The organism is Paraburkholderia sp. MM6662-R1 (genome assembly GCF_050436245.1).
Taxonomy (GTDB): domain Bacteria; phylum Pseudomonadota; class Gammaproteobacteria; order Burkholderiales; family Burkholderiaceae; genus Paraburkholderia; species Paraburkholderia tuberum.
On sequence record NZ_JBNDLV010000004.1, the window covers coordinates 2,535,864 to 2,549,215 of the forward strand.

The 13,352-nt window shown below is 63.0% G+C and carries 9 protein-coding genes and 2 pseudogenes; 2 read left to right on the forward strand and 9 right to left on the reverse strand.

Translation table 11 applies throughout. The features are described from left to right. Positions 1-214: 214 nt before the first annotated feature. The 3 genes and pseudogenes from OKW39_RS41545 to OKW39_RS41555 form a co-directional block, all read right to left on the reverse strand. Positions 215-1,276, reverse strand: coding sequence for an IS110 family transposase (locus OKW39_RS41545; RefSeq protein WP_429359779.1), 1,062 nt, complete (start codon positions 1,274-1,276; stop codon positions 215-217). A 481-nt stretch (positions 1,277-1,757) separates the two neighbouring features. Beyond that, positions 1,758-2,300: pseudogene (locus OKW39_RS41550) on the reverse strand (transposase); the annotation flags it as partial. A gap of 377 nt (positions 2,301-2,677) precedes the next feature. Beyond that, the gene (locus OKW39_RS41555; protein ID WP_090812128.1) at positions 2,678-3,814 is read right to left on the reverse strand and encodes an IS110 family transposase; all 1,137 of its coding nucleotides are present in this window, start codon (positions 3,812-3,814) and stop codon (positions 2,678-2,680) included. 511 nt (positions 3,815-4,325) lie between these two features. Between OKW39_RS41555 and OKW39_RS41560 the strand changes: the two genes are divergently transcribed. After that, the gene (locus OKW39_RS41560) at positions 4,326-5,801 is read left to right on the forward strand and encodes an ATP-binding protein (RefSeq protein WP_429565309.1); all 1,476 of its coding nucleotides are present in this window, start codon (positions 4,326-4,328) and stop codon (positions 5,799-5,801) included. A 570-nt stretch (positions 5,802-6,371) separates the two neighbouring features. Here the strand turns inward: OKW39_RS41560 and OKW39_RS41565 are convergent. The 6 genes and pseudogenes from OKW39_RS41565 to OKW39_RS41590 all read right to left on the reverse strand — a co-directional run. Beyond that, positions 6,372-7,523: pseudogene (locus OKW39_RS41565) on the reverse strand (IS91 family transposase); the annotation flags it as partial. Positions 7,524-7,543: 20 nt separating this feature from the next. Further along, positions 7,544-8,419, reverse strand: coding sequence for a tyrosine-type recombinase/integrase (locus OKW39_RS41570; RefSeq protein WP_429565310.1), 876 nt, complete (start codon positions 8,417-8,419; stop codon positions 7,544-7,546). Positions 8,420-8,909: 490 nt separating this feature from the next. Continuing rightward, positions 8,910-9,320, reverse strand: a complete 411-nt coding sequence (locus OKW39_RS41575) for an ester cyclase (protein ID WP_429565311.1) — start codon at positions 9,318-9,320, stop codon at positions 8,910-8,912. Between the two features lie 9 nt (positions 9,321-9,329). Beyond that, entirely contained in the window at positions 9,330-9,977 is a 648-nt protein-coding gene (locus tag OKW39_RS41580) for an NADPH-dependent F420 reductase (protein ID WP_429291275.1), read from the reverse strand. A gap of 42 nt (positions 9,978-10,019) precedes the next feature. Next, positions 10,020-10,682 carry an NADPH-dependent F420 reductase gene (locus OKW39_RS41585; protein WP_429565312.1) on the reverse strand — a complete coding sequence of 221 codons (663 nt, stop codon included), beginning with the start codon at positions 10,680-10,682 and terminating at the stop codon, positions 10,020-10,022. A 75-nt stretch (positions 10,683-10,757) separates the two neighbouring features. Continuing rightward, the gene (locus OKW39_RS41590) at positions 10,758-12,245 is read right to left on the reverse strand and encodes an aldehyde dehydrogenase family protein (protein WP_429565313.1); all 1,488 of its coding nucleotides are present in this window, start codon (positions 12,243-12,245) and stop codon (positions 10,758-10,760) included. Positions 12,246-12,347: 102 nt separating this feature from the next. On the opposite strand from OKW39_RS41590, the gene OKW39_RS41595 reads away from it, so the two are divergent. Next, positions 12,348-13,352, forward strand: a complete 1,005-nt coding sequence (locus OKW39_RS41595; protein ID WP_429565314.1) for a LysR family transcriptional regulator — start codon at positions 12,348-12,350, stop codon at positions 13,350-13,352.

Here is a 13,352-nt window from a genome sequence, read left to right on the forward strand (position 1 = left end):
GTTGAGCACTATCATTGCGGGTGCCCGGGCCCGGATAGTAACCGCGCAGCAGGACTCCATCCGTTGGACGGCGAATACATTTCGTGTAGCGCCTCACAGCTTTTCGAGTTCGCCCGCTGCCGGTCTGACCTGTCGCTATCCTTGCCTTTGCGTCCTGGATTACGAAGTCACGCTTTTAGGTGACGCTGCGAATTTACCTGTTCATGCTGTTGTCCTACCGTGGCTGGCCCGGTGTTGAGGGAGTGGAGACATACGAGGGATCGAAGCGCTCGCCCTTGGCCAGAATTGCCCAGAGGATGCGCGCGTGCTTGTTGGCGACAGCCACCAGCGTTCGATACCAACCCACGCGTGCCTGGAGCTGAACGATCCAGCGCGAGAGCCGGTCGGTTCGTCGATGGGCGCTCGTTACTGCCGAGCGCGCGCCTTGGAACAGCAGCGTGCGCAGATACGTGTTGCCCTGTTTGGTGATGCGGCCCAGGTGGGTCTTGCCGCCGCTGCTCTTCTGTTTGGGCACCGTGCCGATCCAGGCGGCAAATTGGCGGCCGTTTTTGAACAGGCGAGCGTCGCCGACGGTAGCCACCGTGGCCGACGCGGTGAGCGGCCCGATGCCGATGACCGCCATCACGCGCTGCGCGTTGCTGTCGTGCTTCACGTGCGTGGCGACTTGCGCGTCGCACCAGGCGATTTGCTGGTCGAGGCCCTGCAGGTGCTCCCAGCCTCGCAGCAGCGCAGTGCGCGCGACACCGTTCAGTTCGGTGGCCCCGTCCTCCAGTGCCTCGACGAAGTGGGCACGAAATGCATTGATGCCTTGCGGCAGGAACACGCCGAACTCGACCAGCTCACCGCGCAGCCGGTTGACGAGCGCGGTACGCTCCTCAACGAAACCGTCCCGCATCCGGTGCAGCAGCAGCACGTTTTGCTGCTCTGCCGTTTTGACGGCCACGAAGCGCATGTGCGGTCGGCCCGCGGCCTCGCAGATGGCCTCGGCATCGAGCCTGTCGTTTTTCACGTGTTTGCCGCCCTTGCGGTAGGGCGCGGCGAGCTGCGGCGCGATCAGCCGAACCTCGTGGCCGAGCGCGCGCAGCTTGCGCCCCCAGTAGTGGGCTGCGCTGCACGCTTCCATTGCGACCAGGCACGGCTCGAGGTTGGCAAACCATTCGAGAAACTTCTGCCGTGAAATGGCTTTCCTGACCACCACGCGTTCCATGCTGTCCACGCCGTGTACCTGGATGATGTTCTTGGCCAGATCCACGCCGATACGAGTAATCTTGTCCATGACTTTCCCCTTCCCAGATGAGTTGTCTAGCACCAACCATCCTGGCATATCGCTATGCCACGAGATCGGGAAAGTCCTTACTAATTCGTTGACGACTCCAACGTCAGCTTCTATGGGGACTTGTATGTCAAGCCGTTTTTGATCACGTGAAGGGCTTGGATTTCATGGTGGCTCCTGTAGGTTGTTGAGCGCGTGATGCCTTGGCGCGACATGGCTGTGCCATCCTGGTCCGGGGTCGGGGTGTGATGAGCGTTCGAGCCAGTGCCCGAACGAACTTCTATCCGTGCAGGGCGCCAACACCCTGCACCTCATGCAGCATGCGCGCAAGGCGCGCTGGCAAACCCCGGTTATGGGCGCGCCCCATCTCTGCGAGACGGTCACGGGGTGCCGTGACCCGCCGACGTTCCGGGCGCGTCGACCCTGGATCATGATGACGTGTTGCGTGCGAAGGCGTTGCGTGGTACCCGTGCTGCCCGGAATTTCAGGCAGCTGCCGGCTTGAGCGAGGCTCCGGCCGGAATCTCGCCGTGCTCGAGGTAGTGCCACAGCGCGATAGCCAGGCGCCGCGCCAACGCCACGATGCCCACGCGCCGCATGCGCTTGCCGCCGCCGGCAAAGCGCCGGTTGAACCACTGGGTCAGGAGGCTGTCGGGCTGCAGCTGCAGCCAGCGCCAGGCGAGTTCGACCAGCATCGTGCGCGCTCGCTTGTTGCCCGCCTTGCTGATGCCTTGCTCGATCTGACTGCCGCCACTGTCGTAGGGTGTCGGCGTGAGCCCCAGGCTGCCGGCCAGCTCGCGCCGGTTGGCGAAACGTCGCCAGCCAAACACTTCCTTGACCAGCACCCAGGCGCCCTTGGGGCCGATCGCGCGCAGCCGTGCCAGTTGCGCCACCAGCGGATGCTTGCCCTCGGCCAGTTCCTGGCGCCGCGCCGCTTCCAGCACCTTGAGCTGCTGCCTGACCAGCGCCAGCCGCGCGCTCTCGCGCTCGATCTCGCCGCGCAACACCGGCGGCACCTGCTCGCGATGGCGCTTCTATGGGGACTTGTATGTCAAGCCGTTTTTGATCACGTGAAGGGCTTGGATTTCATGGTGGCTCCTGTAGGTTGTTGAGCGCGTGATGCCTTGGCGCGACATGGCTGTGCCATCCTGGTCCGGGGTCGGGGTGTGATGAGCGTTCGAGCCAGTGCCCGAACGAACTTCTATCCGTGCAGGGCGCCAACACCCTGCACCTCATGCAGCATGCGCGCAAGGCGCGCTGGCAAACCCCGGTTATGGGCGCGCCCCATCTCTGCGAGACGGTCACGGGGTGCCGTGACCCGCCGACGTTCCGGGCGCGTCGACCCTGGATCATGATGACGTGTTGCGTGCGAAGGCGTTGCGTGGTACCCGTGCTGCCCGGAATTTCAGGCAGCTGCCGGCTTGAGCGAGGCTCCGGCCGGAATCTCGCCGTGCTCGAGGTAGTGCCACAGCGCGATAGCCAGGCGCCGCGCCAACGCCACGATGCCCACGCGCCGCATGCGCTTGCCGCCGCCGGCAAAGCGCCGGTTGAACCACTGGGTCAGGAGGCTGTCGGGCTGCAGCTGCAGCCAGCGCCAGGCGAGTTCGACCAGCATCGTGCGCGCTCGCTTGTTGCCCGCCTTGCTGATGCCTTGCTCGATCTGACTGCCGCCACTGTCGTAGGGTGTCGGCGTGAGCCCCAGGCTGCCGGCCAGCTCGCGCCGGTTGGCGAAACGTCGCCAGCCAAACACTTCCTTGACCAGCACCCAGGCGCCCTTGGGGCCGATCGCGCGCAGCCGTGCCAGTTGCGCCACCAGCGGATGCTTGCCCTCGGCCAGTTCCTGGCGCCGCGCCGCTTCCAGCACCTTGAGCTGCTGCCTGACCAGCGCCAGCCGCGCGCTCTCGCGCTCGATCTCGCCGCGCAACACCGGCGGCACCTGCTCGCGATGGCGCTCCCACCACGCCGCCCAGTCGCGCCCGCCGACGATGACCGGCACACGCAGGTTGTGCAGCACCAGCAGGGAGCGGATGCGGTTCGTGTGGGCGGTACGCTCCTGGCTCAGCCGGGCCAGTTCACGGTGCGTGCGGCGCGCGTCTTCCTGCTCGGGCGTGGGCTCGTGCACCACCGACCAGATGCGCTCGCCAGCGTGGTGGCGCCTGAGCATCACCAGCAGCTTGTCGCCGTCGAGCCGGTCGGTCTTGGCCCGTCTGGCGCGTCGGTTCACTTCGATGCTCGCCGGGTCGACCACGAGGTTGTCAATGCCTTGCCCGCTCAACCAGCGATGCAGCCACCAGCCATCGCGGCCGGCCTCATAGCACGAATGCACCGGGGCCTGCGGTTCGAGCTGGCAGCGCTCCTTGGCGCGGCGCACGCAGTCGAGCACCGCAGCCGTGTCGCCGGCGTGCACGCTGAAACGGCTCGGGCCGCGCCGGCCATCGCTGGCCGTCAACTTCCACGACTTGTCGCCGAGTTCGAAGCTCATGTAGAGCTGGACTTGGATCGCCGTATCATTGCCTTGTGGGACTGTCTGGGTCGCCGACATTTCCGTCTCCTTTGCACAGGGTTGGAAATTCCGTTTTAGCTAAACGGGTCTGGCTTGGGTAGTCCCACATAGCATCTCTGTAGAAGGCTCACGGAACTGGTGCTCTCGGCCCATGACCCGCCGTTCGCCGGAAATTAGTGACTGCCGGTTGACACCGAGGATGAGACTGTCATGAAAGCCGACTCGGCCTTTCGCTCGCATCGCAAGTTCGGCGGGGCGCGCGTGCACAAGTTTCCTGGTCCGACGACTGATGTGCACGTAGACAGGCATGCTCTTCGAGCGAATTGATGCGAGCAGTCCGCTCGTCGGCGGACAGCCCTGGTGATAGGCCAGATTGACAGGACGGTCGTCCCCGATGAAAGTAGGGCTAGGGCGAACGCCGCGGCGTCGGGCAGCGCGGGCACGCACCGATTCTCCGAGTACCGGATACCGCGAGCGCTTGGTTCACCGTCTGCCCGTGACCGAGGGAGGCGAGTCGGCGATTCGACTTGCCATTCAAGGCGTAAATTGAATGAAAGATCTCATTGCGGACGGTGCCTGGCGGGCGATGCACTCTGGTCAAAAGACCAACGGGATCGCTCAATTGCGCTCGGTTGCCGCGATCTCGTTCGTCTGCGGTATCGGCTTAGCGATCGCGACTTGGGTGTGCTTCAGACTGGGCACCAACTTTCGGGTCGCTGAGTCCGTCTACCTTATACAGATCTTGCTGCTTTCCCTGATGGACAGCCTCGTTGCATCGCTCATTTTTTCGGCGATTGCGGTTGGTTGCCTCGACTTTTTCTTCGCAAAACCACTATTTTCCCTCTGGGTAGACTCGGCGCGTGACATCGCAGCGTTAATAGCTTTTTCTTTGACGTCGTTCCTCGTCACTGCTCTCGTGCAGAGGGCGCGTGGACTGGCAGCGGTCCATCACGAGCAGGCCCAGCTTCTGGACCTTACCCACGACAGCGTGGTGGTTCGCGATATGGACGATGTGATTACCTACTGGAACAACGGCGCCGAAGCGCTTTACGGGTGGAAGAAACATGAGGCGGTCGGCCGCACTGCTCAGCCTCTTTTGCGCACTCGTTTTCCTACAGCAATCGAGGATATCAAGAAGACTTTGATTGCGATGGGCCGCTGGGAGGGCGAAATCATCAATACCAGGCGCGACGGTTCGCAAGCCGCAGTGGCCAGCCGATGGGCGTTGGTGCGAGACAAGCAGGGACGACCGATCGCGACCCTCGAAACGGGCACCGATATCACCGAGCGCAGGCGGATCGAAGAAACACTGCAACGTGTGTCTCGTCTGACGTCGGTTGGCGAATTGGGTGCGTCGGTGGCTCACGAAATCGCACAGCCTCTTGCGGCGATTGCCACTCAGGCTGCCGCCTGTCTGCGATGGTTAGATCGGGACACGCCCAACCTGGAGCGAGTGCATGCCGGTGTGCAACACATACTTCATGACGACCAACGCGCGACAGAGATTGTCCGGCGTATCCACATGCTTGCCACCCGGGCTGCCCCTGAGATGACGCGGCTGGAAATCAACGGTGCAATCAATGACGTTGTGGCGCTGGTCCAGCGCGAGGTCTTGAAGTACAACATCACGTTGCGGACGGTGCTTGTTCCGGGACTGCCGGCGGTGCTCGGCGATCGGATTCAACTGGCCCAGGTCATTACCAATCTGGTCATGAACGCTATCCAGGCAATGAGCAACATCGAAGACCGGCCGCGCGAGCTGGTAATAGAGTCGCGTCGCGGCGACGCAGGCCATGTGACCATCTCGGTGCAAGATTCCGGGACTGGAATTGACGTGCAGCACGCCGATCGGCTATTCGAGCCCTTCTTCACCACGAAGCCCGAAGGTATGGGCGTAGGGCTTTCTATCTGCCATTCGATTATCGATGCCCACGGTGGGCGGGTGTGGGCAGAGAACAATGCCGGATACGGCGCGACTTTTCGCTTTACTATTCCAGTGATCGGCGATAGCGGATCAAGCGAATAACCGTCTGCGGCCCAAAGATTGCAAGCCTCCATTCAAAGGTACGAGGCAAGAGTGTCACCACAAACGTCGGCTTTTGGCTTTGAAGCGGCCGCCCGGCGACCGACCATGGATGTCCGGGACGGGTCGCGTGCAGCCGATCACAGCCTTGCGACGTTCGGGCTGCGCATACCTATTGCATGAGGCAGCACACGGCCACAACCGTTAAGGGTTATTCGATGCCTGCCTTCGGCCGCAGGAATGAGAGGGTGCCTCTGCGCGTGTTGGCAGGCGTCGAATAAGCCCCGATGGAGGAAACCGCGGAGTGCCCCGATGCGGTTGGAGCCTGGCGGCTATGGCGATTGATCGGTCAGGATGCCCAGCGATGCCGGATGCGGCGCGGCCAGGCGGGATGCTGGATGGGCGCTGACGCCATGACGAAGCGGTGCAGTTGCGCCATCGTGACGGCGAAGCGGACGTGCGAGGGCCTGTGCGAAGCGACGCGTGCATACGTCCCTTCGTGGGCCGCGTTGCCGCAAAGCCGACGGTCGGTTCAGATATCGGGGAACCGTTGTGCTCATGTCTACCCCGGCACATCGGCGGTGCGCGGATGGGGGCGCTGCGCGCGAGGATGTCGATGACGATCATCGGTGCACCGCAGTGCCGGCAGATGAAGACGGGGCGGGTTTCGATGACGGCGTCGTCCGGTGACGGGCTGATCCGGGGTGCGACGTGGAGCAGATCGCGCACCTTCGCGAGACTGGCGCGACGCACCGGGTTGGCGAGCAGCCCGTAGTGACGGATCCGATGGAAACCACCGGGCAGCACATGGAGCAGAAAGCGGCGCATGAATTCGCCGGCCTCCAGCGTCATGGTCTTGTAGCGGGTGCGTCCCTTCGCCCGGTAGTCCTTCCAGCGGAACGTCACGCCGCGCTCATCGAAGGCGATCAGGCGCTGGTTGGAGATGGCGACGCGGTGCGTGTAGCGTGAGAGGTACTCGAGCACCGCCTTGGGTCCGGCGAACGGGCGCTTGGCGTAGACCACCCATTCGCAGCTACGTAGCGGCGCAAGCCACCGGGCAAAGGTGGCGCGGTCAGCGAGCCCGGTGTACTCGCCGAAGAACTGCAGCTGGCCATGCCGGTGGGCCGCTTCGAGTGCTTCGAGGAAGCGCCGGCGGAACAGGCGTGACAGGACGCGTACCGGCAGGAAGAATCCCGGCCGGCAGGCGATCCAGCGCTCACCGTCAGGCGACAGCCCGCCACCGGGGACGATGCCGTGCACATGCGGGTGATGCGTCAGCGCCGAGCCCCAGGTGTGCAGTACGAGCGTGGCGCCGATCTGGGCGCCGAGATACCCGGGATCCCCGGCGATCGTGCGCAGCGTGTCAGCGGCGATGTCGAACAGCAGGCCGTAGATGATCCGTTTGTTGTACCAGGCGATCGAACTGATGGGTGCGGGCAGCGTGAAGACGACGTGGAAGTATTCGACGGGCAGCAGATCGACCTGGCGTGCCTCCAGCCAGCGGTGTGCGGCGCTGGCCTGGCACTTTGGGCAATGGCGGTCCCGGCACGAGTTGAAGGACACCTCTGTGCTTGCGCAGCCTGAACAGCGCAGCACATGTCCGCCCAGTGCCGCCGTGCGGCACCGTTCGATGGCCGACATGACCTTCAGCTGCCCCAGGCTCAGATGTGTCGTGGCTCGCCACGCTGGCCCGTGGCTGCGGAAGATATCCGCAACCTCCAGCATGAGGCGCTACAGCGCGCAGCTTACCCGGCAGGCAGGCGGTCCAGCGGACTCGTGACCTCGTGCAGCAGGTCGGTGGCCACCTGGACGTAGAGCGCGGTGTTCTCGAGCTTCGCGTGGCCGAGCAGCACCTGGATCACGCGGATGTCCACCTTCTGTTCGAGCAGGTGTGTCGCAAAACTGTGCCTCAAGGTATGCATGGATACGCGCTTGTCGATGTTCGCAGCCTCGGCGGCGGCATGAATGGCACGGTTCAGCTGTCGCGTGCTTAACTGGTCGAGCGGATCGAGCCCGGGAAACAGCCACCCACCATCGGGCATCCTGCCCTGCGCACGGGCCACGCGCCACCACACACGCAGACGCTCGAGCAGCACCGGGGAGAGCATTGCGTAGCGGTCACGGCGCCCCTTGCCCTGCTCGATACGCAGTGTCATGCGTTCGCTGTCGACGTCGGTGACCTTCAGCGCGACCACTTCGCCGGCGCGTAGCCCCGCGCCGTACGCGACCGACAGCGCGGTCTGGTGCTTCAGGTTGCCGGCCGCCTCGATGAGCCGCCGAACTTCATCGGGACTGAGCACGACGGGCAATATGCGGGGCACGCGCACCGGTTGCATCCTGACCATCAGCTCGGGGCGGTCGAGCGTGACTGTGAAGAAGAACTTCAGGCCGGTGATCGCGTGGTTCAGCGATACGGCCGATGTGCCGTGGTCGACCAGATAGAGCTGGTAGCGGCGCAGGTCCTCGACGGTGGCGGTGGCAGGTGAGCGCCCGAGAAACCGGGCGAACTCACGCACAATGTGCAGATAGATGTCCTGCGTCTTGGGGGCAAGCTGGCGCATGCGCATGTCGTCGGTCATGCGTTGGCGCAATCGGCTGACGTTTGCCGGTGAGGAGGTCATGATTCGGCTCCTGTTGAAGAACGAGGCGGATTGCCTCATTCGCCAACATAAAGCCGCGTGATCGACCTCTTCCTGACCTCCAGCTTCAGACCGTAGCCCCTACCGCGCGAGCGGTTTAGTCCGTCGGCCGTTCGCGGCCGGTTCGTGAGTGTCCGTTCACCACCGACCATCTGCCGTTCGCAGCGGCGGGGGACCTACAGTTTGTAGGCCTTTCCGGGCGGTCGCGGATTGGAGGCCGAGGCCGACCGGCACTGTGACGGGGCCGCCGCTTCCGGAAACGCTGAGGGGGCACTTCCAACCGATTCCGGTCGATCACGTGTTCAGAAAACAGCCTCCTCAACGTTATGGTTCTGAGTAGAGCGGAGACGCCTGCCGTCTACGCGCGGGCTGACCCTGTATGCAGTCCGCGCCCGGATCGAACTAGCCCCGACACCCTGATCACCGATGCGGATGTAACGGGCGCTCATGCTCGTTGTCCTCCGTTCTCGAATCAAGCCTCACACGGTGTCGTCAACGTGGCCCATCGTTCGACAATTTTCCGGTTCGCAAACCGCCACAGGACAAAGCCGTGAAACTCGATCTTTTTCCCGGAGATAACGTCGGTGGCGCGCCACGTGTTTCTGACCATCACCTTGTCACCTTCGGAAATCATGTCTTCGATCGTGACATGCAAGTCCGGCCACTTTTGATAAGCCGCCTTCATCATGGCCATCGCGGCTTCGGGGCCGACCTGAGGACCCGACGGTTCGTCGTGGTCGAGGAAATCCGCGCTGAAGTTCGCCGATGCGACTTCCGGTTTCTTCCGGTTGACGAAGTCTTCGAAGTGATCGGCCACGAATCGCTTCATCTCTTCCAGCGTCAGACCGGGATCACCCTTCAGCGGTACTTGAAGCGGCTCCATCGCTTCTCCTTAGTTCGTCAGCATCTTGAACGCATGCTGCCAGTCGTTCCTGAGGAATCCCGGCAGGCACCACAGCATGCATAGCGGCTCGATCGCGCGTGCCGATACGATGCTTCCGCAGTCGTAGGGCTCCCATCCGAACTGCCGGGCGATTGCGCCAACCCGGGCCTTCGCATCGTCGCTGTTGCCGCACAAAAACATGGTCGGCGTGCCTTGAGAAAAATGGGGATTCACCATGAGCGCGTTGCCGACGCTGTTGAAAGCCTTGACCACGTGAGCGAGGTGAACCTTCGCCTGAATCCTCTCGCCGAGCGACTCGTTCGGTCCCGTCGTATATTTCAGGACCCCGTTGACCGGCGACTCGTCGGCGAGCGGGTTGGTTGCATCGATGACGGTCTTGCCGGCGAGATTCTCCGGCCCCGCAAGCTCGATCACGCTCTCAGCGATGCGGCCGAGCACGGCTAGCACGACGATCTCGCCAAACCGGGCGGCTTCGTCGAACGTCCCGGCCCTGGCTCCGGTTGTATTGCGGACCCAGTCCTGTATCTCCTTCTTGTGCGGATCTCGGGTGCCCAGCATCGTGTCGTGGCCATGCTTGACGAAGCCGGCGCCCAGTGCCCGGCCGACATCACCTGATCCCAATACGCCTACGTTCATCTCATCCTCCTCGGTTGGTCATAGCCAGCCCTACGTCAATACTCAGGTACGCATGTCATGAGGCACGCTCGCCGCTTTCTCGTGGAGTAACGACAGCCCGATTCTGGTGCCGAACCCGTGTGCGTAAGCCAGTTGCACCAGCAGCATGGCCGCCGGCTCCGCGTAGCGCGCAAGGGCGAGCGGTCCCGCATCGACCGGCTCGGCGTCGATGTCGCCGACCAGTCTTGCGACCACGGCCCGCGCATCGCTGTCATCGCCGCACACGAACACGCCCGCGCGGTTGCCGCCTATCAGCATGCTGGGCGAATGCATCAGCTCCGCAAAAGGCGGGATGGCCTTGACCACCGTCGCCCATGGTGCGAGTCTCGCGATCTCTTCGGCGCCCGACGTGGTTGTCCCGACGAGCAAGCCGCTCATGTCAGGTTTCAGTGCATTGGTGCAATCCCACAGGATTTTTTTCTGGGGTGCCTTTCCAACCTGCTCGAGTGCTTCAGGTGCGGCAGTCCACGGTGTGGCCAACACGATCACGTCGGCGAACTGAACCGCTTCGGCGACCGTGCCGACGCTCACACCAAGCCCGGCCGCGGTCGTTCTGAGTTTTTCGATATCGAGGCTGAAGCTCAGCATCACGGAATGACCTCTGGGGACGAGATGCTTCGTGAGACCGGTTCCCACGTTACCGGCACCGATGATTCCGATTTTCACGATTGAGTCTCCTTCAACATTTCATGGTCTGCCAATGGAGCGGGGTGGCGATCCGGCGGCGAGCCGGTGCTGTTCTCACGCAGTGTTGACCCATAGGGTTTTGTACTGCGTATAGCTATCGAGCGCCTCCCCGCCTTGCTCGCGTCCGTAGCCGGACATTTTGTATCCGCCGAAAGGCCCGTTCGGATGGTACTTGTGCCACGTATTGATCCAGACAGTGCCCGCGTTGATGCGGTCCGCCAGGCGAAGCGCCCGGCCCAGATCGCGAGTTTGAATGCCGGACGCGAGTCCATAGGGCGTGTCATTCGCAATGCGTACGGCCTCGTCTTCACCATCGAATGGAATGACCGGCAGGACCGGACCAAAGATCTCCTCGCGGCTGATTTTCAGGTCATTAGTGGCGTCAGCAAAGACCGTGGGTTCGATGAACAGCCCCTTGCCGTTGATCTTGCGCGTTCCACCGCCGGCGACCAAACGGGCCGTCGACGCCTTGCCGGCCTCGACGTATTGCTTCACCTTATCGAATTCCGCCCTGGAGGCAATCGGGCCGACCTGGGTTTGCCGCTCAAGCGGGTCGCCCAACACTGCGGCCTGCGCCATTTTGGCCAACTTCTCAACGACCTCGTCGTAGACCGGACGCTCGACTAGGAGCCGTGAGCCCGCGACGCAAACTTCGCCCTTGTTCCAGAAGATCCCCCGGAACGCCGCCTGGACCGCGGTATCCACGTCGGCATCGGCAAAAATGATGTTCGGGGACTTCCCGCCAAGTTCCATCGTCGTGTGCTTCAGCGTGTCCGCCCCGTTGCGAATAATGGTCTGCCCCACGCTCGTGGAGCCAGTAAAGGCGATTTTGTCGACGAGGGGATGTTTCACTAGCGCGTCGCCCAACGATCCCCCCGGTCCGGTGATCAGGTTGTAGACGCCTTCCGGCACGCCGGCGTCGAGTGCCACCTGAGCCAGGGCCAGCGCTGTCAGCGGCGTGTCGGAGGCCGGTTTGTGCACGATCGTGTTGCCGGCAGCCAATGCTGGGGCCACCTTGGAGCAGGTCAGGGCCAAGGGGAAGTTGAATGGCGTGATAGCCGCAACCACGCCGAGCGGTTCTCGGCGGGTCAGAATCCGCGTATACGCTTCGTATGAGGTGCGATAAGCGCCATCCATCGCGTGCATCGCGAGACCGCCGAAGAAGCGGAACAGTCCTGCGCAGTGCGGCATGACGATCTCCACGAAGTCGCCGTACGGCATGCCCATATCCATCGCTTCACGCAGCCCGAAATCCTCGGCCCGCTCGTCCAGCAGATCGGCGATCCGGAACAGGATTCTCGCGCGCGCTTCATGATGCATGCGCGGCCAGTCACCCGTTTCGAAGGCCCGACGCGCAGATTCGACCGCTGCGTTGACATCCGCGAGGGTCGCCTTCGCGAAGTCCGCTATCTTCCCCTCGGTGGTGGGATCGAAGGTCGAAAGCGTCGCACCGTCTGACGCGTCGCGCCACTTCCCGTCGATTAGAAGCTGTCCGCGCGAAAGGCTCTTTCGCTGCGGGGACTGTGCCGATTCGTGGTCCATGGCCGACATCCTGGCGGTTGCAAGACAAGGGTAATTCTCGGCGCGACGACGAGGCTGGTCTATGCTACAGAGCAGGAAAACAGTTGTGAGTTTGGGGAAAAGATGAAGACCGAAAGCGGCGGCTCTCTCGACCTGCTCAGGGCCTTGAAAATGTTCGGGACAGTGTACGAGTCGACCAATTTTTCCGCAGCAGGCCGTCAGCTAGGCGTGACACCTGGCGCCGTAAGCAAACAGATCGGCATGCTCGAGACGTTGCTAGGCTGCCGGCTGTTCCAACGTACCACCCGCCAGTTGTCTGTCACCGAGGAAGGGCGTCGTCTTTACGCGATGGTGCAGCAGCCGGCACAGCAGATCGAAGACGCGATCGCGGCTTTGTCCTCTGATGACACCCACATCAGCGGGATCGTCAAAGTGTCGTTGCCGATCGCATTCAGCCGCGTCGCTTTGCTACCGTTGTTGAACAGGTTCCAGGAGCGCTTCCCGCAGGTCACGCTCGACCTGCATTTCGAAAACCGTCATGTCGACCTCATTTCGGAAGGGTATGACTGCGCGATCGGACAGCTGCAGGATACGGACTCCAGTGTGGTCGCGCGCGCCCTCGCGCCGTTGACGCTCATCCTGTGTGCGGCACCTTCTTACCTGGAGCAGCACGGCGAGCCGCGTTCCGTCGAGGAACTCGAGCGTCATGAACTCATTTTGTTCCGCTCGCCGAACTCGGGAAGAATTCAGACGTGGCGACTGCAAACGCGGAACAAGGAAGTTGTGTTCCAGCCTCGCTCCCGGCTCGTCGTGACAGACACTGAAGCGTTGGCGGAACTTGCAGTCGCCGGGTGCGGGATCGCTTTGCTCGGCACACACCACGCGCTCCCTCTTATTGCCGCGAGCAAGCTGAAGTGTGTCCTGGCGCGATTTACCGCGCGACGCAGCGACATCTGCATTTACTACCCGGCAAGGAAGCATCTGCCGCCGCGCGTCACGGCCTTCGTCGAGTTCGTGGTTGGGGAGGTCCGGGAGAGCGAGGTCGTGAAGCGCTCCAGAGCGCTCGTTCGACGCAAGGAACCCGCTGTCACCGGAACGGCATCGCCGCGGCCAGCGACCCCTGCCTGA

Coding starts and splice junctions, on each gene's coding strand:
- OKW39_RS41580 (WP_429291275.1), bottom strand. CDS start 9,977: ATGAACGTAGGCGTATTGGGATCAGGTGATGTCGGCCGGGCACTGGGC.
- OKW39_RS41575 (WP_429565311.1), bottom strand. CDS start 9,320: ATGGAGCCGCTTCAAGTACCGCTGAAGGGTGATCCCGGTCTGACGCTG.
- OKW39_RS41590 (WP_429565313.1), bottom strand. CDS start 12,245: ATGGACCACGAATCGGCACAGTCCCCGCAGCGAAAGAGCCTTTCGCGC.
- OKW39_RS41570 (WP_429565310.1), bottom strand. CDS start 8,419: ATGACCTCCTCACCGGCAAACGTCAGCCGATTGCGCCAACGCATGACC.
- OKW39_RS41560 (WP_429565309.1), top strand. CDS start 4,326: ATGAAAGATCTCATTGCGGACGGTGCCTGGCGGGCGATGCACTCTGGT.
- OKW39_RS41545 (WP_429359779.1), bottom strand. CDS start 1,276: ATGGACAAGATTACTCGTATCGGCGTGGATCTGGCCAAGAACATCATC.
- OKW39_RS41555 (WP_090812128.1), bottom strand. CDS start 3,814: ATGTCGGCGACCCAGACAGTCCCACAAGGCAATGATACGGCGATCCAA.
- OKW39_RS41595 (WP_429565314.1), top strand. CDS start 12,348: ATGAAGACCGAAAGCGGCGGCTCTCTCGACCTGCTCAGGGCCTTGAAA.